Source organism: Achromobacter sp. GD03932, from assembly GCF_029839485.1.
Taxonomy (GTDB): Bacteria; Pseudomonadota; Gammaproteobacteria; order Burkholderiales; family Burkholderiaceae_B; genus Achromobacter; species Achromobacter bronchisepticus_A.
This window is the reverse complement of sequence record NZ_JAOCAT010000030.1, coordinates 56,028-78,040: the sequence shown is the minus strand read 5'-3', so window position 1 is coordinate 78,040 and position 22,013 is coordinate 56,028. Positions and strand designations below refer to the sequence as shown.

The 22,013-nt window shown below is 65.3% G+C and carries 24 protein-coding genes; 7 read left to right on the top strand and 17 right to left on the bottom strand.

The features are described from left to right. Positions 1-7 precede the first annotated feature (7 nt). Positions 8-340: a flagellar hook-basal body complex protein FliE gene (gene fliE / locus N5C88_RS24690; RefSeq protein WP_054456696.1), complete on the top strand. Its 333-nt coding sequence runs from the start codon at positions 8-10 to the stop codon at positions 338-340. 95 nt (positions 341-435) lie between these two features. On the opposite strand, the gene N5C88_RS24685 is transcribed toward fliE, so the two are convergent. The 7 genes from N5C88_RS24685 to N5C88_RS24655 all read right to left on the bottom strand — a co-directional run bounded on the left by N5C88_RS24685 (position 436) and on the right by N5C88_RS24655 (position 5,694). Further along, positions 436-1,239, bottom strand: coding sequence for a flagellar brake protein (locus tag N5C88_RS24685; RefSeq protein WP_118933650.1), 804 nt, complete (start codon positions 1,237-1,239; stop codon positions 436-438). A 24-nt stretch (positions 1,240-1,263) separates the two neighbouring features. After that, positions 1,264-1,581, bottom strand: a complete 318-nt coding sequence (locus N5C88_RS24680; RefSeq protein ID WP_118933651.1) for an EscU/YscU/HrcU family type III secretion system export apparatus switch protein — start codon at positions 1,579-1,581, stop codon at positions 1,264-1,266. Next, a complete protein-coding gene (locus N5C88_RS24675) occupies positions 1,581-2,939 on the bottom strand; it encodes a flagellar hook-length control protein FliK (RefSeq protein WP_280016426.1) in 1,359 nt (452 codons plus the stop codon). Before N5C88_RS24675 ends, N5C88_RS24680 begins: the two co-directional genes overlap by 1 nt. After that, positions 2,936-3,289, bottom strand: coding sequence for a flagellar protein FliT (locus N5C88_RS24670; RefSeq protein ID WP_118933653.1), 354 nt, complete (start codon positions 3,287-3,289; stop codon positions 2,936-2,938). Before N5C88_RS24670 ends, N5C88_RS24675 begins: the two co-directional genes overlap by 4 nt. A 47-nt stretch (positions 3,290-3,336) precedes the next feature. Next, positions 3,337-3,765: a flagellar export chaperone FliS gene (gene fliS, locus N5C88_RS24665; RefSeq protein ID WP_280016425.1), complete on the bottom strand. Its 429-nt coding sequence runs from the start codon at positions 3,763-3,765 to the stop codon at positions 3,337-3,339. Positions 3,766-3,783: 18 nt separating this feature from the next. Continuing rightward, positions 3,784-5,172: a flagellar filament capping protein FliD gene (fliD, locus tag N5C88_RS24660; protein ID WP_118933655.1), complete on the bottom strand. Its 1,389-nt coding sequence runs from the start codon at positions 5,170-5,172 to the stop codon at positions 3,784-3,786. A 144-nt stretch (positions 5,173-5,316) separates the two neighbouring features. Further along, entirely contained in the window at positions 5,317-5,694 is a 378-nt protein-coding gene (locus N5C88_RS24655) for a flagellar protein FlaG (RefSeq protein ID WP_280016424.1), read from the bottom strand. Between the two features lie 142 nt (positions 5,695-5,836). Between N5C88_RS24655 and N5C88_RS24650 the strand changes: the two genes are divergently transcribed. Further along, on the top strand, positions 5,837-6,574 hold the full coding sequence (locus N5C88_RS24650; protein ID WP_118933657.1) for an IclR family transcriptional regulator: 738 nt from the start codon (positions 5,837-5,839) through the stop codon (positions 6,572-6,574). Positions 6,575-6,608: 34 nt separating this feature from the next. On the opposite strand, the gene N5C88_RS24645 is transcribed toward N5C88_RS24650, so the two are convergent. From N5C88_RS24645 to N5C88_RS24630, 4 genes are all read right to left on the bottom strand, one after another. Then, positions 6,609-7,775, bottom strand: a complete 1,167-nt coding sequence (locus N5C88_RS24645) for an acyl-CoA/acyl-ACP dehydrogenase (protein ID WP_280016423.1) — start codon at positions 7,773-7,775, stop codon at positions 6,609-6,611. After that, positions 7,775-9,004, bottom strand: a complete 1,230-nt coding sequence (locus N5C88_RS24640) for a CoA transferase (protein WP_280016422.1) — start codon at positions 9,002-9,004, stop codon at positions 7,775-7,777. Before N5C88_RS24640 ends, N5C88_RS24645 begins: the two co-directional genes overlap by 1 nt. Next, positions 9,001-9,972 carry a tripartite tricarboxylate transporter substrate binding protein gene (locus N5C88_RS24635; RefSeq protein ID WP_280016421.1) on the bottom strand — a complete coding sequence of 324 codons (972 nt, stop codon included), beginning with the start codon at positions 9,970-9,972 and terminating at the stop codon, positions 9,001-9,003. The genes N5C88_RS24640 and N5C88_RS24635 overlap by 4 nt, the downstream gene beginning before the upstream one ends. Before the next feature lie 68 nt (positions 9,973-10,040). Further along, positions 10,041-10,457 (bottom strand): cupin domain-containing protein, encoded by a 417-nt coding sequence (locus tag N5C88_RS24630; protein ID WP_118933660.1) that lies wholly within the window; start codon positions 10,455-10,457, stop codon positions 10,041-10,043. Positions 10,458-10,621: 164 nt separating this feature from the next. Between N5C88_RS24630 and folC the strand changes: the two genes are divergently transcribed. From folC to purF, 4 genes are all read left to right on the top strand, one after another. Continuing rightward, positions 10,622-11,932, top strand: a complete 1,311-nt coding sequence (gene folC, locus N5C88_RS24625) for a bifunctional tetrahydrofolate synthase/dihydrofolate synthase (protein ID WP_280016420.1) — start codon at positions 10,622-10,624, stop codon at positions 11,930-11,932. 63 nt (positions 11,933-11,995) lie between these two features. Then, a complete protein-coding gene (locus tag N5C88_RS24620; protein WP_059380359.1) occupies positions 11,996-12,811 on the top strand; it encodes an SPOR domain-containing protein in 816 nt (271 codons plus the stop codon). After that, positions 12,811-13,299, top strand: a complete 489-nt coding sequence (locus N5C88_RS24615) for a CvpA family protein (RefSeq protein ID WP_054456710.1) — start codon at positions 12,811-12,813, stop codon at positions 13,297-13,299. Before N5C88_RS24620 ends, N5C88_RS24615 begins: the two co-directional genes overlap by 1 nt. Before the next feature lie 30 nt (positions 13,300-13,329). After that, a complete protein-coding gene (purF, locus tag N5C88_RS24610) occupies positions 13,330-14,850 on the top strand; it encodes an amidophosphoribosyltransferase (RefSeq protein WP_059380358.1) in 1,521 nt (506 codons plus the stop codon). Positions 14,851-14,933: 83 nt separating this feature from the next. Here purF and N5C88_RS24605 read toward each other — a convergent pair whose 3' ends face one another. The 6 genes from N5C88_RS24605 to N5C88_RS24580 all read right to left on the bottom strand — a co-directional run bounded on the left by N5C88_RS24605 (position 14,934) and on the right by N5C88_RS24580 (position 21,107). Next, entirely contained in the window at positions 14,934-15,455 is a 522-nt protein-coding gene (locus tag N5C88_RS24605) for a YgjP-like metallopeptidase domain-containing protein (RefSeq protein WP_280016419.1), read from the bottom strand. A gap of 78 nt (positions 15,456-15,533) precedes the next feature. Continuing rightward, positions 15,534-16,019, bottom strand: a complete 486-nt coding sequence (locus tag N5C88_RS24600) for a disulfide bond formation protein B (protein ID WP_280016418.1) — start codon at positions 16,017-16,019, stop codon at positions 15,534-15,536. 51 nt (positions 16,020-16,070) lie between these two features. Next, a complete protein-coding gene (locus N5C88_RS24595) occupies positions 16,071-16,784 on the bottom strand; it encodes a MarC family protein (RefSeq protein ID WP_059380355.1) in 714 nt (237 codons plus the stop codon). Positions 16,785-16,859: 75 nt separating this feature from the next. Then, positions 16,860-19,466, bottom strand: coding sequence for a [protein-PII] uridylyltransferase (locus tag N5C88_RS24590; RefSeq protein ID WP_251880471.1), 2,607 nt, complete (start codon positions 19,464-19,466; stop codon positions 16,860-16,862). Positions 19,467-19,484: 18 nt separating this feature from the next. Continuing rightward, complete coding sequence (gene map, locus N5C88_RS24585) at positions 19,485-20,306, bottom strand: type I methionyl aminopeptidase (RefSeq protein WP_059380353.1); 822 nt, start codon at positions 20,304-20,306, stop codon at positions 19,485-19,487. Positions 20,307-20,741: 435 nt separating this feature from the next. Further along, positions 20,742-21,107 (bottom strand): hypothetical protein, encoded by a 366-nt coding sequence (locus N5C88_RS24580; protein WP_280016417.1) that lies wholly within the window; start codon positions 21,105-21,107, stop codon positions 20,742-20,744. A gap of 46 nt (positions 21,108-21,153) precedes the next feature. Here N5C88_RS24580 and rpsB point away from each other — a divergent pair, with 46 nt between their 5' ends. Further along, positions 21,154-21,903: a 30S ribosomal protein S2 gene (gene rpsB, locus N5C88_RS24575; RefSeq protein WP_054456717.1), complete on the top strand. Its 750-nt coding sequence runs from the start codon at positions 21,154-21,156 to the stop codon at positions 21,901-21,903. Positions 21,904-22,013 lie beyond the last annotated feature (110 nt).

Here is a 22,013-nt window from a genome sequence, read left to right as displayed (position 1 = left end):
TCAGGTAATGGCTGTATCAGGCTTGTCCGGCATCGAAAGCATGCTTCAGCAGATGCGCGCGGTAGTGAGCAAGGCGGAGACCGGTAATCTCAGCGCGGGTGAAATGGTCGGTCAGCCGGACGGCTTCGCCGCGGAGCTGCAACGCTCCATCCGTCGCGTCACTTCCGCCCAGAATGCCGCCACGGCCCAGGCCAAGGCGTTCGAGCTGGGAGCGCCCGATATTTCCCTCAACGACGTCATGATCGACATGCAGAAGGCCAGCATCGGCTTCCAGACGGCGGTGCAGGTGCGCAACAAGCTGGTTGCCGCCTACAAGGAAATTTCCTCGATGGCGGTCTGAGTCCCGTCGCGGGAACAGCGCTTGCGCGTACGCCGCAAGCGCAGCAGGCATCAGGGGCGGGGCGCTTGCGGCGCATGGCCCCGCCAAACCAGGTATCAATTGCGCTGGGCGCCTCTTTCCAGGCGCCAGACTACCTGCTGCAGCCAGTTTTCCTGGCGCGCATCCAGATTCAGGAAGACGGCTCCCAGGTGGCTGACGGGCGGTTCGCCAGTCAGCGAAACATGCCTTGCCGCCGGTTCGTCCGGATCGGCGGATGAGACCATGGGCTGCCCGGAAACCGGGTATACATTGCGCACTTCCAGGCTGGCGTTGAGCTTGCCCTGGTCGCCAAAATCCAGTTGCACATTTTCCAGCACGGTGCCGCGTTCCGGCAGGGCGGAGACCGCGAGTCCTGCGCGCAGGCCTACGCCGTCGACCGAGATGTCGCGTATCGTGAACGCGTAGGGCTTGTCGTTGGGCGTGGCTTGCCAACTGGCGCGGCATACGTTGGCGGCCGCGATCAGGGACGCGCGGAACATCTTGCGGCGCTGGATGCGGGCCAGGCGTTCCGGGAACGGCGATACCAGCGCGGCGCTGCCGTCGTCGAAATGAATGATCTGGGGCCGCTGCACGCGAAAGCGGATCTGCACGCCGCCATAGGCGGTGGCATGGAAGTGGAAGGTGGTGCCGCTCAGCAAGCCCATGGAGTCGGACTGCTCGAAGTCCGCGCCGGCGTAATCGCGCGGCCTCCAGAAGAATTCGCCGGCCTGCTTGTCCACGCCGAGGATCAGCACGGCCATCTCCCGGTCCGCGGCGTCGCGTACCAGGATGTGGCTGTCGGGGTGGGTGAGTTCGAACAGGGCCGAACGCATCTCGTCAGGCCGGGTCAGCAGGAACTCCGGGTCGCTGGCATCCAACACTTTGGTCTTCCTCAGGTAATAGGGTCAGGCGGGTGGGGCGGGTTCGGGGAACTCGCGCGATTCCAGGCGGTAGAGCCAGGCCAGCAATTCTGCCACCGCTACATAGAGTTGGGGAGGAATATGTGCGTCCAGGTCCACCTGCATCAGCAGGCCGACCAGTTCGCGCGACTCGTGGACGTAGAGGCCGTTTTCCTGCGCGGCGCGGACGATGGTGTCCGCGAGCTGGCCGTAGCCCTTGGCGACTACGCGCGGAGCGCCGTCCTTTTCTTCGTAGGAAATGGCGACCGCCGCGTTGCGGCCGGCGTTCGGGTCCGATTCCGGATGGGGGGTGAGGCGGCTCATCAGATATCGGCGGGAATGTCGAGGCGCGGTTCGACCACGCTTACCGACAGATTGCTCAAGGTCAGGCCGGCTGCCAGCAGGCGCGAACGCAGCGCGTCCGAGGAGTCATTGATCTCGGCCGCGCTGTGCGGCGCGACGAGTTGCAGGACGATCTGATCGCCGGCCAGGTTCAGTCGGGCATCGACCAGGCCCAGGCGGGGCAGGTCCAGCTTCAGGCGCGTGGCCCAGGTGGAAACTGTCGACTCGGGGTCGCCGCCGTAGGGGTCGCGCTCGACTTCCCATTCCATGGGCGCGCCGGGCCAGGCTTCGCCTTGCCAGGTCAGCGCCTGGTTGGCCAGCACGTCCAGTTGCTGGCGGACGAGTACGGTCAGGTCCTGGTGTATGCCGGTGATGGGCGTGCCGGGGGCCGATGAGGTAGAGGAGGCTGCGCCACCCGGCGCGGGGTCGGCGCCTGCGCGGCCGCTGGGGGTGTTGCCCGCCCGCGGCCGCGAGGGCGCGGCATCTTGCGCTGGCGGATTCTTGCCGAGCACGGCCTGCGGTTCGTTGCGCAATTGCTCAGGGTTGGCGCGACCGAAGACCATGTCGGTCAGATGGGATTCGTAAAACAGGCCGCTGCCTTGCAGCGCCTGGCGCAGAGCCTGTCCCAGCGCGCGCGCGGAAGGTCCGCCAGCCGCCAGGGCGGTATGCGCTGCGGCGTCGGGTCCTTTGGCTGCGCCGGGATTTACGCCGGGTGCGGGCCGATCCTGTTTGGCGCCGGTCGCCGGCGTGTCGCCGTCAAGGGTTGCCGCGGCCGAGGCGGCGAGCGCGGAGGCTTGCTGGGAGGGAGCCTGTGCCGATGCCTGGCCAGGCATCGGCTGGAGGGTTTGCGTAGCGGTTTGCGCTGTTTGTTGGCCTGCTTGCGGTGCGGGCGTGGGGTTGGCGCTGGCGGCGGATTGGCCCGGCTGCGCATCGGTGGTCCACAAGGGCGCGCGGCCCTGTACCGCTGGCGCGGCCTCCGGAAATTGGGCGAGCAAGGCAAGAATCGTGCGCGCCGTCGTGCCCAGCGTGGTTGGGGCCGAGGCGGTGGTGTCGCTGCTGGTGACCAGGCCACGCGCGGCCAGCGCCAGCGCCGCGGCGATTTTGGGGTCGACCACAGTATTGGGGCGGTCGCCGCGGGCGCCGCCGGGCTGTATGCCTTGCCGCGGATCGCGTGTCGATCCGTCCGAAGCGCCGGGTTTTTCCAGGCTGCCAGGCTGGCTGACTGCGTCGGGGCGGGCGCCGGAGACCTGGTTGGCGCTGGCGGCGGACATCGTCGTGCCCAGCACGGCGTCCAGCCGCTGCACCAGGACGTTGCCGAGTGCGGCAGGACCTACGCTCATTCTTCAGGCGCCTGGTAGCCGTAGGCGGACAGCAGGGTTTGCTGGCGCTTCATGCGTCCCAGCAGGTCGCCCAGGCGGGCCAGTTGCGGCAGCGCCAGGTCGCGGGTGAGCGCGTCGTTTTCCAGTATCCGGACCAGCAGGTCGTACTTCATGGCGCGCCCGGCTTCGTCCAGAGGCATGCTGCTGTCGGTCAGCCGCAGGCGCTCGACTTGTTCGCAGTATTGCTGCCCAAGAACCATCGCGGCATCCCAGTCACCCGCTTGCGCAGCAGACAGCATGTCGTTCGTGATATGGGCGATCTCCTGGTAGTGCTCCAGGATGGGGTGGGTGTACTGGGTCAGGGACGTCATGGAAATCTCGGGCGGTCGATGGCTGGCTAAATTTGTATTCCGGGCCATCAGGGCTGCATCCCGCCGGCTGGCCGATCTATGGAGGTCTGCCAAGCTTCGGCCAGATCCGCCAGCAGACGGTCGGCTATGTCCAACTGTTCGACGTCAGCCTTGAGATTGGCCATCAAAAGAGTGCGGACGATGTAGTCGTAAAGCAGCGAAAGATTGGTAGCGATATCGCCGCCCGCCTCCATGTTCAGGCCCATCTTCAGGCCTTCGTCAACGATCTTGATCGCTTTCGAGATTGCCGCGCCGCGTTCGGCGATCCGCCCTTCCTGCAGGTGTAGGCGCGCCTGTCCGATGGCCGCGCGCGCGCCCATGTAGAGCAGGGTGATCAGCCGCTCGGGGCTTGCGCCCAGAATCTGGGTTTCCAGGCCGATATCGGCGTAGGAGCGGACAGATTGGGACCCTAGGGGGCGGCGGGCGGCATAAGTCATTTAATGCATCTTCTAGGTTTACTTGGACGATTTGTTCATCGCCGCAAATTGCTGAGTCAGGTAGTTGCCGGTGACGCCCAGCTGCGAGACGAACTTATCCAGCTGAACAAAGCGCGTGCGCAGCTGGTCCATTTCGGCATCGCTGCTGGCTTTGGCGCGGGCTTTCTGGGCCGCGAGGTCGTCGATGGTCTTGGTCAGTCCGTCTTGACGGGTTTTCAGCGAGCCATTGGCGCCGAGCACGTCCTTGAAGGCGGCTTCCATCTGCTTGGCCAGGCCGTTTTCGCCCGTCAACAGTTTGGTGACGTCGGCAGAGTTTTCCTTGAGCGCCTTGTCGAGCTTGGTCTGGTCCAGCTTCAGCTGACGGTTCATCGGGTCGGTCGTGATGCCCAGATCCGCCAGGGATTTCACGACGTTTCCGCCCAGGACGCCCTGCAGTGCATTGCTCAGGGCCCATTGGATCGAGCGGGTCGTGCCATCGCCCGTCAGGGGCTGATTGGTCGCCGCCTTGGCGTCGAATGCGGTCAGGTCCTTGATGGTGGACTGCAGCGTGTTGTAGACGGTGACGAAGTCCTTCACGGCCTTGGTCGCCACGGTCGGGTCCGCTTCCAGCTTGAGCGTGATGGGTTTGTCCGCCGGGGTTTCCTCGGACAGGTTCAGCGTCACGCCGTCGATTGCCTTGTCGATGTTGTTCGAGCCGCTCTTCACGGTGATGCCGTTGATCACGACCTCCGCGTCCTGCGCCTTCGTGTTTGCCATGCCGGTGGTTACGCCGCCGGCATCGGTGCTGAAGCTCAGGATGTCCTTGAGCGACTGGTCGCCCGTGACGGTGATGGACTTGACGGAAGCCTGGACGCCGGTGTCCTTGGCGGTCAGCATCAGGTAGTTGTTGCCGTTACCGTCGTTGATGACCGTGGCGCGCACGCCTGCCTTGTCATCGGCGTTGATGGCCTTGACGATACCGTTGAGCGAGGTGTCGCCCTTGAGGTCTATGGTCTGTTTGGTACCGTTGCTCAGCTCGATTTCGAAGGAACCCGCATCGCCGTTCTTGGCGGTGCGGTCACTGACGCTGCTGGATTGGAGGGTCTGGGACTTGGCCAGCTTGTTGACCGCGATGGTGTATTGGCCCGCGACGACGCCCTCGGCGGCCACGGTGGCCGTCAACGCGGTTCCGCCGGTGACGCTGCCCTTGATCGCCGCCAAGGTTTCGGCCTTACCCAGGACCCCGGCGGCCTTCTGGACCGCTTCCAACGCGCTCTGCAGCTTCGAATATGCATCGATGCGGGTCTTGTAGCTTGCCGTGCGCGTGTCGTAGATCGAGAGCTTTTTGTCCTCGGCGTCCTGCAATTTCTTCAGGGTTTCTTCCAGAGGCAAGCCGGAAACCGAGCCGAGGTTGGTGATAGAGGCCATGTGAAATTCCTTCCTAGCGATGCGATTTTGTCAAAAATACGGTGTCAGCGATTGGCCGGGTAAGGGCATTAGGCGGGCCTAATTCGACGCTTCCATGGTTGGCCCGCTCGATGGCGGCGGACGGCGCAGGAAATCAGGGTCGAATCAAGCCGTCGTTTTAATGCCATTTCCTTGCATGTTCACGATCATTTTGGCGATTTTCAGCAGTGTTTCGCTGGGGATCGTGCGTATGACGTCACCCGATTCCGCGTCGATCACCGAAACCACTACCTGGTGCACGTTGGGGTCGATTTCGAACTGGAGCTGGGTGGACCAGGCCTTCATCTGATCATTGATTTCATCCAGGGCCTTGTCCAGGGGGAGCTTCTGCGAATCGGATTGATCCGATGTCGCGCTGTCCGAAGCCCCGCTGTTCGTTGCGGCGACCGCGGGCGCGACGCTCACGGCGGGGTCTGGAGCAACCGGCGGGGTCGCGACCGGCGCTGGTGCAAACGATGCGGGGGCTAGGGGGGTTACGGCCATGATCACTCCAACGGCGATGTGGGCGTCTCGGAGGAACGCGCTGTTTTCAGGGAATTCTCAGCTACGATAACGGCAGGCCCGTAGGGAACTTTAGCCACCGGCGGTCCAGATGTTTCACGTGCTAAATAGTTCGGATCGGGTAATGAGTGTCAAGACGGCGCTGCGAGTCATCGAAATCATCGAAACCTATGCCCGCGAAAAGCGCGCGCTGCCGCTATCGGAACTGGCCCGGCTGCTGGATGTGCCGGTGTCCAGCTGCCTGGCCCTGATCCGTACCCTGACGGGGCTAGGCTATCTGTATGAAACCGGCCGGCGCCAGGGCTACTACCCGACCGGCAGGTTGCTGGCCATGGCGCAGCGCATCGCCCGCGCCGACCCGGTGCTGGACCGGGTCTATCCCAGCCTCACGGAATTAAGGGACGCTACGCGCGAAACGATTGTTTTCGCCAAGCTGAGCCAGGACGGGCGGGTGGTCTACCTGGATGTGCTGGACTCCCCGCATACGATCAGATACGCGCCGGTTGCGGGTGAATTCAAGGACGTACACGCGAATTCGCTGGGAAAGGCGCTGCTGTCGCTGCTGGACGCGCCGACCCGCGACGCCATGCTCGCGGACATGACCATGACCCGCCACAACGAGCGCACCCTGGTCACGCGCGAGGCGCTGCTGGCGGATCTGGAGCTGTCGCGTCAGCGCGGCTGGTTCATGAACAGCGGAGAATCCATTGCGGACGTGGGTGCGATCGCCTGGCCCGTTACGCTGTCCGGCGAACACTATGCAATTTCGGTGGGCGGGCCGATCTACCGGATCGAGCCGCAGCAGGAGGCCTACGCGCGTATCCTGCGCTCGGCCTGCACCGCGCTGGAGCAGCAGGCCTGACGGGCAGGCCTGGGCGCTTATCGAGCGCCGCTACTCAGTAGGACTTGGGCAGCCCCAGCACTTTTTCCGCGATGAAGCACATGATCAGCTGCGGGCTGACCGGCGCGATGCGAGGAATGAAGCTTTCGCGCAGCAGGCGCTCCACGTGGTATTCCTTGGCGTAGCCCATGCCGCCCAGGGTCATGACCGCGGTCTGGCAGGCGTTGTAGCCGGCCTCGGCCGCCAGGTACTTGGCCGAGTTGGCGTAGGGGCCGCAGGGCTTGCCGGCGTCATACAGGCTGGCGGCCTTGAATACCATCAGGTCGGCGGCTTCGAGCTGCATCCAGGCTTGCGCCAGGGGGTGCTGGACGCCCTGGTTCTGCCCGATGGGGCGTCCGAACACGGTACGCTCGCCGGCGTATTTCACCGCTCGGTCCAATGCGGCGCGACCGATGCCCACGGCCTCGGCCGCGATCAGGATGCGTTCGGGGTTCAAGCCGTGCAGGATGTATTCGAAGCCGCGGCCTTCCTCGCCGATGCGGTCGGCCACGGGGATGCGCAGGCCATCGATGAACAGCATGTTCGAGTCCACCGCCTTGCGGCCCATCTTCTCGATTTCACGCACTTCTATCTTGCTGCGGTCCAGATCCGTATAGAACAGCGACAAGCCCTGGGTGGGCTTGTCGACGTCTGGCAGCGGTGTGGTGCGGGCCAGCAGCAGCATCTTGTGGGCGACCTGGGCGGTCGAGATCCAGATCTTGCGGCCATGCACCACGTACTCGTCGCCCTGGCGCACGGCGCGGGTGCTGAGCTTGGTGGTGTCTAGCCCGGCGTCGGGCTCGGTGACGGCGAAGCAGGCCTTTTCGCGGCCGGCGATCAGGGGCCCGAGCCAGCGCTGGCGCTGCTCGTCGCTGCCGAAGACCACCACCGGGTTCAGGCCGAAGATATTCATATGGACCGCCGAGGCGCCGGTGAAGCCTGCGCCGGAGGCCGCGATGGTCTGCATCATCAACGCCGCTTCGGTCATGCCCAAGCCTGCGCCGCCATATTCCTGCGGCATGGCGATGCCCAGCCAGCCGTCGCGCGCCAGATCGGCATGCAGGGGTTCCGGAAAGCCGCCTTCGCGGTCGCGTTCCAGCCAATATTCGTCCGGATAGCGTTCGCAGATGCGGGACACGGCGTCCCGCAGCGCCAACTGGTCGGGGGTGAATTCAAAGTCCATCAGTCGTTTCCATTCAGGGTGATGCCGCGGGCCGCCATGGCGTCGATCCGGGCGGGGTCATAGCCGGCTTCGGCCAGCACCTCGCGGCTGTGCTGGCCCAGCCTGGGAGCGGGGCGGCGTATCGAGGTGGGGGTGCATTCGTATCTGCCCAGCGGCGCGGTCGTGCGCATCGGGCCCTCGCTGGGGTGGTCCATGGTCCGGATGAAGCCGGTCGCGGCCAGATGCTCGTCCTGCAGCAGGTCGTCCACGGAATAGAGCGGCGAGGCGGGAATGTCCGCCTGCGCCAGGCCTTCCAGCCAGTCCTGGCTGCCCCGGGTGGCGATGACGTCGGCGACGAAGGCGTAGACCTCGCCGATATGGGCGGCGCGTGCGCCGTGAGTGCTGAAGCGCGGGTCCCGCGACAATTCGGGCCGGTCGATCAGGTCGAAGAAGTTGCGCCAGTGCTTGTCGTTATAGATCAGCAGGCTGATGTAGCCATCGGCCGTGGCGTAGGGGCGGCGATGCGGCGCCAGCAGGCGTGCGTAACCAGTGGGGCCGAGCGGGGGATCGAAGGTGGCGCCGCCGAGATGGTCTCCCAGCACGAGGTGGGCCATGCCCTCGAACATGGGGATTTCCACCTGCTGGCCTTGCCCCGTGCCGCGCGCATGCAGCACCGCTGACACCAGCGCGATGCCGACGTGCAACCCGACCGCGCGGTCGGCCAGGGTCAGCGGCGCGTAGCGCGGCACGTCTCCACTGTGCTGGGCAGAGAGGGCGGCGATGCCGGTCTGGCCCTGGATCAGGTCGTCGTAGGCGGGACGCCCGGCGTACGGGCCGGCCTCGCCATAGCCGTAGGCGCCCAGGTAGACGATGCGCGGATTGCGCGCCGCGACCGTCTCGTAGGACAGGCCCAGCCGGGCCATCGCCTGCGGGCGGATGTTGTAGAGCAGGGCGTCGCAGCTTTCGGCCAGCTTCAGGCAGGCCTCCAGTCCCTCCGGCGTCTTCAGGTCCAGCACGACCGATCGCTTGTTGCGGTTCAGGTGCAGATAGATATGGCCCATGCCGGGGTTGCGCATGGGGCCGACGGCCCGCATGTTGTCGCCCGCCGGCGGCTCGACCTTGATGACGTCGGCGCCCAGGTCGGCGAGAACCTGGGTGGCATAGGGGCCCATCACGACGGTGCTCAGGTCCAGGATGCGCACGCCCGCCAGCGGGCCGCCGGGGGTTTCGGATTGCGGCCGCTCGTTCATTGCTGTTCGATTCCCGCGTCGCGGATCAGCTTGCCCCACAGGTCCAGCTGGGCGCCGACGAACTGGGAAAAGGCCTCGGGCGTGCTGGAGAAGGCGTCGAATCCCAGGCCGGCCAAGCGCTTTTTCACATCAGGCTTGGCGACCACCTGGTTGATCGCGGCATTCAGCTTGGCCACGATCTCCGGGGGCATGCCCGCCGGGCCGAAGTAGCCGTTCCAGGAGTTCAGGTCGAAATCCTGCACGCCGGATTCGGCCATGGACGGCAGGTCCGGGACGATGGCGCTGCGTTCGGCGGTCGATACCGCCAGGGCGCGCAACTGGCCCGATTGCACGAAGGGCAGGCCGGAAGCCAGGTCGGTGAACATGAAATCGACCTGCCCGCCGACCACGTCGGTCAACCCTTGCGGCGTGCCTTTATAAGGTACGTGCAGGATGTCGATCTTGGCGCGGTTCGCCAGCGTGGCGCCGGCGACGATGCCCGTGCTGTTGCCGCTGGCGTAGGTGATGCGGCCGGGACGCTGGCGCGCGTCGGCGACCAGTTCGCCCACGGTTTTCCAGGGGCGTTTCGGGTTCACTACCAGGATGAAGGGCAGGTTGCCGCCGCGCGCGATGGGGGTGAAATCCTTGACCGGATCGTAGGGCACGTTCTTCATCAGCCAGGGCGCGGCCGAATGCGAGGTATTGGTGGTGACGAAAAGCGTGTAGCCGTCGGGCTTGGCGCGCGCCACGTAGTTGGCGGCGATGGTGGCGTTGGCCCCGGGCTTGTTCTCCACCACGACCTGCTGGCCGAGGATGTTGCCCAATTCGGCGCCGAAGATGCGGCCCACGGCGTCGGTGCCGGACCCGGCGGGAAAGGGGACGATCAGGGTAATGGGTTTGGCTGGGTAGTCGGTGGCGTGGGCGACGGGGCCGGCGAACAGCGCCGCGCCGCCGATGAGGGCGGCGCCCAGCAGGCTTAGTGGTCTCATGGGTTTGTCTCCTGTGTGCTTCGGGTCCAGGCGCGGTTTCTGCGTCCGCTGCCCGGGGCTGCGCCGCGTCAAGCGGCTGGGGATGGCGCCGGAAAGCCGCGTATCACGCGGTCTGGGGATTCTTCATAAGGGGGCGTGTAGATCACCAACAGGCGGGCGGGCTCGTCGCTGGTGACGGTGAAGACGTGCGGAATGTCCGGAGGGAAGTAGCAGCAGTCGCCGGGTCCCATGTCGGCCCATTCGTCCTGCACCTGGGCGCGCGCCGTGCCGGACAGCAGGTAGCAGACCTGCTCGATGCCGGGGTGGGCGTGCGGCAGGGCGCCCTTGCCCTTGTCGATCACGCCCAGCAGCACTTCGACGCCCCGGGAGCCGACGGTGTCCGGGCCGATCAGGCGCCGGTTCAGGGTGCCGGTGTGATTGGCGGGGTGGTAGCCGGGCACATCGGCCTCGCGCACCAGCCAGGCGGGGGTCTTGCCTTGCGTCATGGTTGATCCGTTTAAGTTTTCATACGTGAAATTATTTTTATGTATGAGAAAAATAGTGGCAAGCAGTTTTTCGCTGCGGATACCTTGCCGCTCCCTGGGGGATTAGGGAAAACACCGGGCGCGGACTGCTAAAATCGAAGGCTGACCTCACTACCGGCTTTGTCATGTCTTCTGCCCGCACGCCCGACGTTTCCGCCACCCTGTCCGATTGGCTGCAGTACCTGGAATCGATCCACGCCACCGCCATCGACATGGGTCTGGACCGGGTGCGCGAAGTGGCGGGGCGCCTGGGGCTGGAGCTTTCTGGCGTGAAGTTCGTGGTCGGCGGCACCAACGGCAAGGGTTCCACCTGTGCCATGCTGGAGGCAATCCTGCTTGCGGCCGGCTACAAGGTCGGGCTGTATACATCCCCGCACCTGATCAATTTCAACGAACGCGCCCGCATCAACGGCCAGATCGCCACGGACGAGGCCCTGATCGCCCAGTTCCAGGCGGTCGAAGCCGCGCGCGGCGACGTGTCGCTGACCTATTTCGAGTTCACCACGCTGGCGATCCTGCGGCTGTTCTCGCAGTCGAAGCTGGACGCCGTGGTGCTGGAGGTCGGCTTGGGCGGACGGTTGGATGCGGTCAATATCGTCGATGCCGATTGCTCCATCGTCACCAGCGTGGACCTGGACCACACCGACTGGCTGGGCGACACGCGCGAGAAGATCGGCTTCGAGAAAGCTCACATCTACCGCAGCGGCCGGCCGGCCATCTGCAGCGATCCGATGCCGCCGCAATCGTTGCTGGACCACGTCCAGGAAATCGGCGCGGACCTGTGGCTGTTCGGGCGCGACTTCAACTATTCCGGCGACCGCCAGCAATGGGCCTACGGCGGCCGCGAGCAGCGGCGCAATTCACTGGCCTATCCGGCACTGCGCGGCGCCAACCAATTGCTGAACGCCTCGGCCGCGCTGGCCGCGCTGGAATCGGTGCGCGACCGCCTGCCGGTGCCGCAGCAGGCCGTGCGCCTGGGCTTGCTGCAGGCTTCCCTGCCTGGCCGTTTCCAGATCCTGCCGGGCCAGCCCGCGGTGATCCTGGACGTGGCGCACAATCCGCATGCCGCGGCGGTGCTGGCGCAGAACCTGGACAACATGGGCTTCCATCCCTACACCCACGCGGTGTTCGGCATGCTCAACGACAAGGATCTGGCCGGCGTCATCGCCAAGCTCGGCACGCGCATCGACAACTGGTACTGCGCCGGCCTGCCGGGTCCGCGCGGCACCTCTGGAGACGCGCTGGTGGAGCAGGTCGCCGCCGCGCTGCCGCCTGCGCCGGCGGATGGCGAAAAACCAGGCATCTCCGCTTACCCGGATCCCGCCCAGGCCTTTGCGGCAGCGCGCGAACGGGCAGGGGAGAATGATAGAATCGTGGTGTTCGGCTCGTTTCTCACCGTAGCCTCGGTTTTGCAGGCTCTGGGTCGCAAGGCATAGGCAGCAGCGGGTCAGTCGCGTCCAGGCGGCCCGCCGCCATATCGCCGCAAGGAATTCTCCTCCATGGGTTTTTTCAAACGCAAAGATCCTGCCGACCAGGCGCAGTCCTCCAAACGGGCGGCTGTGCCCAGCGAGGTGCAGGCTGCGGAGCTGCGCGGCCGCGCGCGGCGCAGGCTGGCAGGCGCTGTCGCGCTGGTGCTGGCAGCCGTCATCATCCTGCCCATGGTGCTCGATTCGCAGCCCACGCCTGTGGACGACAACATTCCCATCAGGGTGCCGGACCGCAATACGCCGTTCCAGCCGCAAGTGACCGAACCGCAAGTCGCCGCGCCGCAGACGCCCGCGCCGGGCAGCGCCACGCCGACGGATCCTTCGGCCATTCCCACGCCGCCTCCGGTCACCTCCGTGCCGCCGCCGGCAACGACGACGCCTCCGGCCGCTCAGCCCGCGACGCCGCCCGCGACCGCTGCCGTCACGCCGCCCAAGCCCGAGCCCAAGCCGGCCACGCCGCCCAAGCCCGAACCCAAGCCCGCGACGCCGGCCAAGCCCGATAACCGTTCGGATGACGGCGCGCGCGCACTGGCCTTGCTGGAAGGGCGTCCGGCGCCCGCCGCGTCGGCGCCCGCGCCCAAGCCGGCCGCCAAGGGCAATTTCGTGTTGCAGATCGCCGCCTACACCACATCCGAGGACGCCCAGTCGCGGCGCAGCAAGCTGCACCAGGCTGGCGTCACCAACGCATTCGTGGAACAAGCCACCATCAATGGCAAACAGCAGTACCGTCTGCGGGTGGGGCCGTTCCCCTCGCGCGAGGCGGCGCAGGCGGCCCAGGCGCGGTTGCGCACCCTGGGCTATGACAATGGTTTCATCGCCGCCCAATAGTGACCGGCTTCGACTTCGTCGTGCTGGCCATCCTGGTGGTTTCGGGTGTGCTGGGCCTGGTGCGCGGCCTGCTCAAAGAGGTGCTGTCGCTGGTCGCCTATCTGCTGGCCTTCGTGGCCGCGATATGGTGGGGGCCCACGGTCTATGCCTGGCTGGAGCCCTATATTGAAACGACGCTGCTGCGCATGGGAGTCTCGTACGCTGCAGTGTTCATCATCGTGCTGCTCGGCGTGGGCTTGGTCAACATGACGCTTGCCGCCCTGATCCGCAGCACCGGACTGAGTCCCGCCGACCACGGCCTGGGCGGGATGTTCGGGCTGGCCCGTGGCCTGTTGATCGTGCTGGCGCTGGTCGCCGCCGCAGGCTACACGCCGCTGCCGCAGGAGCCGTGGTGGAAGGACGCCATGTTTTCGCATTCGGCCATCGAGGCCATCAAACATATCAAGACGTGGCTGCCGCCGTCCCTGGCGACGTGGCTGCCGTATTGATTAGCTTTAAATCAACCAGGAACTCTCACCATGTGTGGAATCGTAGGGGTCATCGGGCGCGGGCCGGTCAACCAGCTGCTCTATGACAGCTTGCTGCTGTTGCAGCATCGCGGGCAGGACGCCGCGGGCATCGCGACATCGCAAGGCAACCAATTCAATATGTACAAGGCGCACGGCCTGGTGCGCGACGTCTTCCGTACGCGCAACATGCGCGCGCTGCCGGGTACGTCGGGCGTCGGCCAGGTCCGCTATCCCACCGCGGGCTCCAGCGCCAGCGAGGAAGAGGCCCAGCCGTTCTACGTCAACGCGCCGTTCGGCATCATGTTGTCCCACAACGGCAACCTGACCAACTGGCGCGAGCTGCGCGAATCGCTCTACCGCGTCGACCGCCGCCACATCAACACCAACTCCGATTCCGAAGTCCTGCTGAACGTGCTGGCGCACGAGCTGCAATCGGCGGCTAGCGGCGTGTCGCTGGACGACGACGCGATCTTCCGCGCCGTGTCGGCCCTGCACAAGCGCGTGCGCGGCGCCTATGCCGTGGTGGCGCAGATCTCCGGTTACGGCCTGCTGGCCTTCCGCGATCCCAACGGCATTCGTCCGCTGTGCATCGGCCGTCAGGAAACCGAAGAGGGCGTGGAGTGGATGGTCGCGTCGGAATCCGTGGCGCTGGAAGGCAGCGGCTTTGCCTTCGTGCGCGACGTCGAGCCCGGCGAAGCCGTGTTCATCGACCTGGACGGCCGCTTCGTCAGCCGCCAGTGCGCCGACAATCCACAACTGGTCCCCTGCATTTTCGAATACGTGTATTTCGCGCGTCCGGATTCGCTGATCGACGGCGTGTCGGTATACGACGCCCGTCTGCGCATGGGCGAGTACCTGGCCGACAAGGTGGCGCGCAACATGCGCCTGGGCGATATCGACGTGGTCATGCCGATTCCGGATTCCTCGCGTCCCGCCGCCATGCAGCTGGCCGCGCGGCTGAACCTGGACTATCGCGAAGGCCTGATCAAGAACCGCTACGTGGGCCGCACCTTCATCATGCCGGGCCAGGCCGTGCGCCGTAAGTCCGTGCGCCAGAAGCTCAATGCCATCGGCATGGAGTTCAAGGGCAAGAACGTGCTGCTGGTGGACGACTCCATCGTGCGCGGCACGACCAGCCGCGAGATCGTGGACATGGCCCGCGCCGCCGGCGCCAACAAGGTCTACTTCGCCTCGGCGGCGCCTCCGGTGCGCTTCCCGAACGTCTACGGCATCGACATGCCCACGCAGAGCGAACTCATCGCCACCGGCCGCACCGACGAGGAAATCGCCCGCGCGATCGGCGCCGACTCGCTGGTCTACCAGGACCTGCACGACATGCAGCAGGCGGTCCGGGATATCAATCCCAAGCTGTCGCGCTTCGAGGCGTCCTGCTTCGACGGCCAGTATGTTACGGGCGACATCACCCCCGAGTACTTGGCTCGCCTGGGCCAGTCCCGTGGCGAACCGGGCGAGGAAGGCGGGGCCAGCGGCCTGCAGTTCAACATGGGCTACGCCGCCAGCGACGCCTGACGCGTCTGTCTGGTGGCAAGAAAAATGCCGTCCTTCGGGACGGCATTTTTTATTGCGGGGTACCGAGCGCTTGCCCAGGGATATCAGGCCGCCGCCTTCCACAAGGTTTCGCGTGTCGCCTCCAGGTGCGTCAGATACAACCGCAAGTCGAACTCGTACTGGTGGTACTGCGGTTCCATGCGCAGGCACAGGTTGTAGAAGGCCTTGTTGTGGTCCTTTTCCTTCAGGTGCGCCAGCTCATGCACCGTGATCATCTTCAGGAACTCTGCCGGCACGGTCTTGAACAGCGTCGCCACCCGGATTTCATGCTTGGCCTTGAGCTTGCCGCCCTGCACGCGCGAGATGTAGGTGTGCTGGCCGAGCGCATGCTGGATCACATGGATCTTGCTGTCGAAGGCGACCTTGTTGATCTGGTCGCCGTTGCGCATATAAGTGTTCTTCAGGTCCGTCACGTACTGATAGAGCGCCCGGTCGGTGCGCACGCCATGAGGGCCGGCGGGATAGCGCGCCAGCAGCGCCGGACCCAGCTTGTCTTGGTCGAGCAGCTTTTGGGCCTGGGCGAGCAGGGATTCCGGGTATCCGGTCAGGTATTTCAGGGTGGACATGATCGAGGCGGGCGTGGTCAGGCAGCCCGGCGTTTGGCTGCCGCCCGCAAGACTGCAGGCGGCATCGGGAAGAGGAGGTTACTGCGACCCGCCGCGCCGGAATACGACCGGCAGCGCCATGAAAAAGATGATGACGAAGAGCGCCAGGCTCCACAGTGCGTATTCGATGCCCAGCACCGGCACCTTGGCGTCCATGCAGGTGGCATAGATGCCGAACAGCCACGGCACGGCGCTTTCCAGGCCGATGCCCGTCATGAAGCGGTCGGCGAAGGTCTGGTCGCAGGACAGCATGTTGGCCGCTACGCTGTACTGATACCAGGCGGCCGCGATGCCGCCCAGGGACAGCAGCGCGGCGAGTGCGCCGCACAGGCGCGTCAGCGCGCGTCCGCCGCCGAATCCGCCCACCAGCGCGATGAGGCCGATCACCAGGTAGATCAGGCGCTGCATGACGCACCAGGCGCAGGGAGGCATGTCGAAGACATGCTGGGAAACCAGGGCGAGGCCGACGGCGCCGAAGCAGAAGAGGGCGATCAGGCGGAGCAGGCGTTCTGAGCGAGAGGTCATTGTTGCTTTGCAAGGGTTGGAAAAGGGGGCGGACTCGGCCCCGAGCCAGGCTTAGGCCTTGGGAATCGGAATTGGTTGCATCACTTGCTGCAACACGCCCAGCAGTAGTTCGCGCGAACCTTCCCAGAAGATCTGCACGCCCAGGCACAGCATGATGAAGGCCGACAGGCGCATGAACACGGCGGTGCCATTGTCGCCCAGGCGGTGCAGCATCTGCGCCGCAAAGCGCAGGCAGATGTAGAGCGTGACCGACACGACGATGATGCCCGGAATCGATCCGCCCAGCCGCAGCAGGCTCAGCACGTGGTTCTGGTCGCGCAGCGACACCCCCACGGTGATGGCCGCGGCGATGGATCCGGGGCCGCAGCTGATGGGGAAGGTCAGGGGATAGAACGCGCGGGCCTTGGCCATTTCCGGAGTGAAGGACTCGGCCATGCGCGCCACGCGTTCGGTGTCGGCGTCGGGTGAATTCACCAGCCGCCAGGCGCTGGCGATCACGAGCATGCCGCCGCCGACTCGCACGATGGACAGCGAAATGCCGAAGAAGCTGAGCAGCACGTTGCCCGCGACCATGGCGACGATCAGCATCAGGCAGACATTGATGGCCACGCGCTTGGCCAGCACCATCCGGGTGGACGACGACGCGCCCTCGGTCAGCGACAGGAAGATCGGCGCGATCGCGGGCGGGTTGAGGAACGGCAACAGGGTAGCCAGCGCGAAAAAGAAGCTGGTACCGAAAACGCGCAGATAATCGTTTAGCTCCATGGGGAGGGCATCGCCTGGCCGAAAACCGGGATTGTATGCGGTCCCGGCGGCGCTGGCGATGCCGGGCGCCCGCGGTCAGGCGGCGCGCTGCTGGGCTTCCTCGCCCGCCAGGGCGTCCAGGACGTCGCGCTCGAACTGCATCTGGCTGCGCGGGCGCGTCAGCGCGGTGCCGTCGACGATGAAGACGTCTTCGACCCGGTCGCCCAGCGTCATGATCTTGGCCATCAGCAGGTTCACCTCGTGGCTGGCAAAGACGCGGGCCAGGGCGTGCAGCAGGCCGGGCCGGTCGGTGGCAGTCACGGACAGGCGCCAGGAGGTGCTGCGCTCGTCGGGCTGCAGTTCGGCCTGCGGCATGACCGGGAACACCCGCGACACGCGGGACTGGCGGCCGCGGCTGTAGTAGCCGCCGCGAGCGGGCTGCTGCAAGGCGGCGGCGTGCGGGTCCTTGAGGCGTTCGGCCAGTTCGTGTTCGACCAGGGTGGCCTGGGCGCGCAGGTCGCTGGCGCCTTCCGGCAGCAGCACGATGAAGCTGTCCAGCGCCCAGCCGTGGCGCGTGGTGTGGATGCGGGCATCCTGAATGGAAAGCGACTTGGCGTCGAAATAGCCGCAGATCGCCACGAACAGGTCGGGCGCATCGCGGGTGTACACCATGATCTGCAGGCCTTCGCCGTGTTCGGTCGGGCGGGCCTTGACCACCGCCTGCGCCGGCGCGACCTGGTGGTATAGGTGGCGGGTGTGCCAGGCGATGTCCGAGGCGTCGTGGCGCAGGAAGTACGCCACGTCGAGCTGGTTCCAGAAGGCCTCACGGGCGTCGTCGCGCAGGCCCGCCAAGCGGGTCAGGCGGGCGGCTTCTTCCTTGCGTTCGGTCAGGACAGTGTGGGCGTCGGCATGGGCGCCGCCCAGGGCGGCCAGCGTCAGCTTGTAAAGATCTTCCAGCAGCTTGCCCTTCCAGGCGTTCCAGACCTTGGGGCTGGTGCCGCGGATATCGGCCACCGTCAGCAGATACAGCGCTGTCAGATGGCGCTCGTCCTTCACGGTGGCGGCGAAGTCCTGCACCACGGTCGGATCGGACAGGTCGCGCTTTTGCGCCACGGCCGACATCAGCAGATGCTGGCGGACCAGGAACTCGACCAGCTTGGTGTCCTCGGGCTCCATGCCGTGGTCTTGGGCAAACTTGCGCACTTCGCGCGCGCCCAGCTCGGAGTGGTCGCCGCCGCGGCCCTTGGCGATGTCGTGGAACAGCGCGGCCACGTACAGCAGCCAGTGCCGGTCCAGGCCGGCGATCAGCTGGCTGGCCAGCGGATATTCCTGGGCGTGCTCCGGCATGGTGAAGCGGCGCAGGTTGCGCACCACCGCCAGCGTGTGCTGGTCCACGGTGTAGGCGTGGAACAGGTCATGCTGCATCTGGCCGACGATGCGGCGGAATACCGGCAGATAGCGCGGCAGGATGTTCAGCATGGTCATGCGCCGCAGCTCGTGCACGATGCCGCGCGGCTGCTGCAGGATTTGCAGGAACAGCTTGCGGTTGACCGGGTTGCGGCGGAACTGCGCGTCGATGCGGTGGCGCGAATGCCAGATGGCGCGCAGCGTGCGCGCCGACATGCCGGTCAGTTCCGGGTGCTGCTGCATCACCAGGAAGGCGCGCAGCAGCAGGGTGGGATTGCGCTCGAAACCGTCGTCGCGAATGATGTCCAGGCGGTCCCGCAGATTGCGGAAGTCGTCGTCGATGTCGCGCGCGTCGCTATCCGGGCGCGGGAACAGCCGTTCCTCGATGTTCTGCACCAGGATGCCGTTTAGCTGCGTCACCAGACGCGCCGCCCAATAGTAGCGCTGCATCAGCAGTTCGCTGCCGCGGCGGGTGGCGGTGGCGTGGATGCCGTAGACCTCGGCCAGGGCGGGCTGCAGGTCGAACAGCACGCGGTCTTCGCGCCGGTTCGCCAGCAGGTGCAATTCGATGCGCAGGCGCTTGAAGGCTTGTTCGGCCTTGCGCAGGTCGCGCGCCTCGGACGAAGTAAGCAGGCCGGCCTGCGCCACGGAGCGCCAGCTGTTGCCAAAGCCGGCCGCCCGGGCCATCCACAGGATGACCTGCAGGTCGCGCAGTCCGCCCGGCGACTCCTTGCAGTTCGGCTCCAGCGCATAGGGCGTGTCTTGGTAGCGCGCGTGGCGCTGCTGCATTTCGACGCGTTTGGCGCGAAAAAAAGCGCGCGGGTCCAGGCGCGACTTGGTCGCGGCTTCGAAGGCCTTCATCAGCGTGCGGCTGCCGGCCAGCCAGCGGGATTCCAGCAGAGCCGTTTCCACGGTGATATCGGCATCCGCCTCGCGTTCGCAGTCCTCGATGGTGCGTACGCTATGGCCGGGCTCCAGGCCCAGGTCCCACAGCGAGGCCACCAGCTTCTCGATGGCCGACTCGTCCTCGGGCGTGGGCGCGTGCGGCAGCAGAATCAGCAGGTCCACGTCGGAGTGCGGGTAAAGCTCGCCCCGGCCATAGCCGCCCACGGCCGCCAGCGTGGCGCCGGCGGGCAGCGGGCAATGCTTGATCAGGTCGCGCAGCGCGGCGTCGACGATGCGGCGCAGCTCGGACAGCAGGGTGTCCGGCCGCAGGTGCGTGCGGAATTGCGCCACCGCGGTCCGCCGGGCTTCCTGGATGCGTTCGCGCAGGGCGCTGAGTATGGCGGCGGTCATGGTGGCTAAGCTTGTGTATCAGACGGCTGGGATGACCAGGGGTTCGGTGACGAAGGCGGGCGGCTTGGGCATTCCTGGCGACAGGGTCAATACTTCGTAGCCGGTCTCGGTGACACAGACAGCATGCTCCCATTGGGCCGACAGGCTGTGGTCGCGGGTGACGACCGTCCAGCCGTCGGACAGCTGGCGGATCTCGCGGCGTCCGGCATTGATCATGGGTTCGATGGTGAACAGCATGCCCGTCGTCAGCTTCACGCCCGTACCTGGTTTGCCATAGTGCAGCACCTGCGGGTCTTCGTGGAAGCGCTGGCCGATGCCGTGGCCGCAGAACTCGCGCACCACTGAAAAGCCGTTGGCCTCGGCGTGCTTCTGGATCGCGTTGCCGATGTCGCCCAGCGTGGCCCCGTTTTTCACCTGCTGGATGCCCTTCCACATGCATTCGAAGGTGATCTCGGTCAGGCGGCGCGACAATATGGACTGTTCGCCTACCGCGTACATGCGGCTGGTGTCACCGAACCAGCCATCCTTGATGATGGTGACGTCGATATTCAGCGAGTCGCCGTTTTTCAGCACCTTATCGCCCGGGATGCCATGGCAGACTTGGTGGTTGACCGAGGTGCAGATGGCGCCGGGGAAGGGCGGATAGCCCGGGGGCGCATAGCCCACCGTGGCGGATTTCACGCCCAGTTCATCGGTCAGGTACTCCAGGCAGAGGCGGTCCAGCTCCCCGGTGGTGACCCCAGGCTTGACGTAAGGCGTGATGAAATCGAGGACTTTGGCCGCATCCTGGCAGGCGGCGCGCATCTTGGCCAGGTCGGCTTGATTGGTGATAGTGCCCATGGAATAGCTTGGCGATGTCTCGCTTGAATGTCTGCTTGAAAGAATAGTAGAATTATAGGCTTCCCTAAAATTTTGGGGAGCAATCGGGTTACGGCAAAGGCTGAACCCGGCGGGTGCAGGCAGCGGAACCGATGCCTCGCAAACCCGGCAGTTGTTCTGGCAGCGGGTCCTTTCATAGTGATCGGCGGCGCGCCCTGAAGTTTCACCGCAAGCGAAGGTTGTGGAGCGAAATCGGGCAGGCCGTTGATTCCGTGGGTGGATACGCGAACAGGAAACCAGTCGGGCGGGCGGGGATAGCGGCAAATCCGGAGCAGGCGCCAGGCTGGGGACGCGGCGTGCTTGTAAGCCCGGTCATGTTTTAGAGCGGCGATGCAGGCTCAGGGTTTGGACTCGGTGTGGATGTCGGCTTAAGTTCTTGAAAACGTTCGTGTTTTCTTAAGAAATGCCCCGATGGTCTGATGCGCGGTCGAACTGAAGTCTGGGTGTAAAAAACCCTTGCTTGAACGCGAAGAGCTGGATTTTCCAGAGCTGGATTTCGCCGCCAACAAAACAGGTCCGGGTGCGCTTTCGGGAAACCGCCGGAAACTTCCAGGAAATTCCTGGTGGGTCTGGAAAAGCGCCTGCAAGCAAGCGGTGCAAGGCTCTTGGTCGTGGCGGCCGTCTGGGTTTATCGCGGCAGCGTAGTAGAAGGCGCCCCAGGGCGTCGTAGTTATTGCGGCAGTGATCGGTCGGCCCGGTTAAAATTTTGTCATCCCGCATTTGCGGGAAATCGCGCGCAACACCACCCAGGGTGTCAGTCAAAGGCTGATGCAGGTGCGGCGCAAGAAATCAACCCTTGGAGAAAGTTATGTCTTTGATGCGCGAAATGCTGGAAGCGGGTGTCCACTTTGGTCACCAGACCCGCTACTGGAACCCCAAGATGGCCCCCTTCATCTTCGGCCATCGCAACAAGATTCACATCATCAACCTGGAAAAGACGGTTGATAAGTACCAGGAAGCCACCAAGTTCGTGAAGCAGCTGGCTGCTCGCGGCGGCAACATCCTGTTCGTCGGCACCAAGCGCGCTGCCCGCGAGCTGGTCGCCGCTGAAGCCTCCCGTTGCGGCATGCCCTTCGTCGACGCCCGCTGGCTCGGCGGCATGCTGACCAACTTCAAGACGGTCAAGACCTCGGTCAAGCGCCTGAAGGACATGGAAGCCGTTGTCGCCGAAGGCGGCGCCGAGCGCATGATCAAGAAGGAAGGCCTGCTGTTCCAGCGCGAACTGGAAAAGCTGAACAAGTCGATCGGCGGCATCAAGGACATGAACGGTCTGCCTGACGCCATTTTCGTGATCGACGTCGGCTACCACAAGATCGCCATCGCCGAAGCCAAGACCCTGGGTATCCCCGTGGTCGCCGTGGTTGACACCAACCACTCGCCCGAAGGCATCGACTACGTCATCCCCGGCAACGACGACTCGGCCAAGGCCATCGCGCTGTACGCCAAGGGCATCGCCGACGCCGTGCTGGAAGGCCGCGAACAGAACCTGAACGGTCTGGTCGAAGAACTGGGCGAAGGCCAGGAAGAGTTCGTCGAAGTGCAGGACAACCAGGCCTAAGCCTGTTGTCATGTCCGGCGGTTAGCGTCTGGGAGCGGTGCCGAAATCGGTCCGCTCCCGCCTCGCCGGCAATGCGAAGGTGGGCTCCCATCTTCCTGATCCGCTAGTCG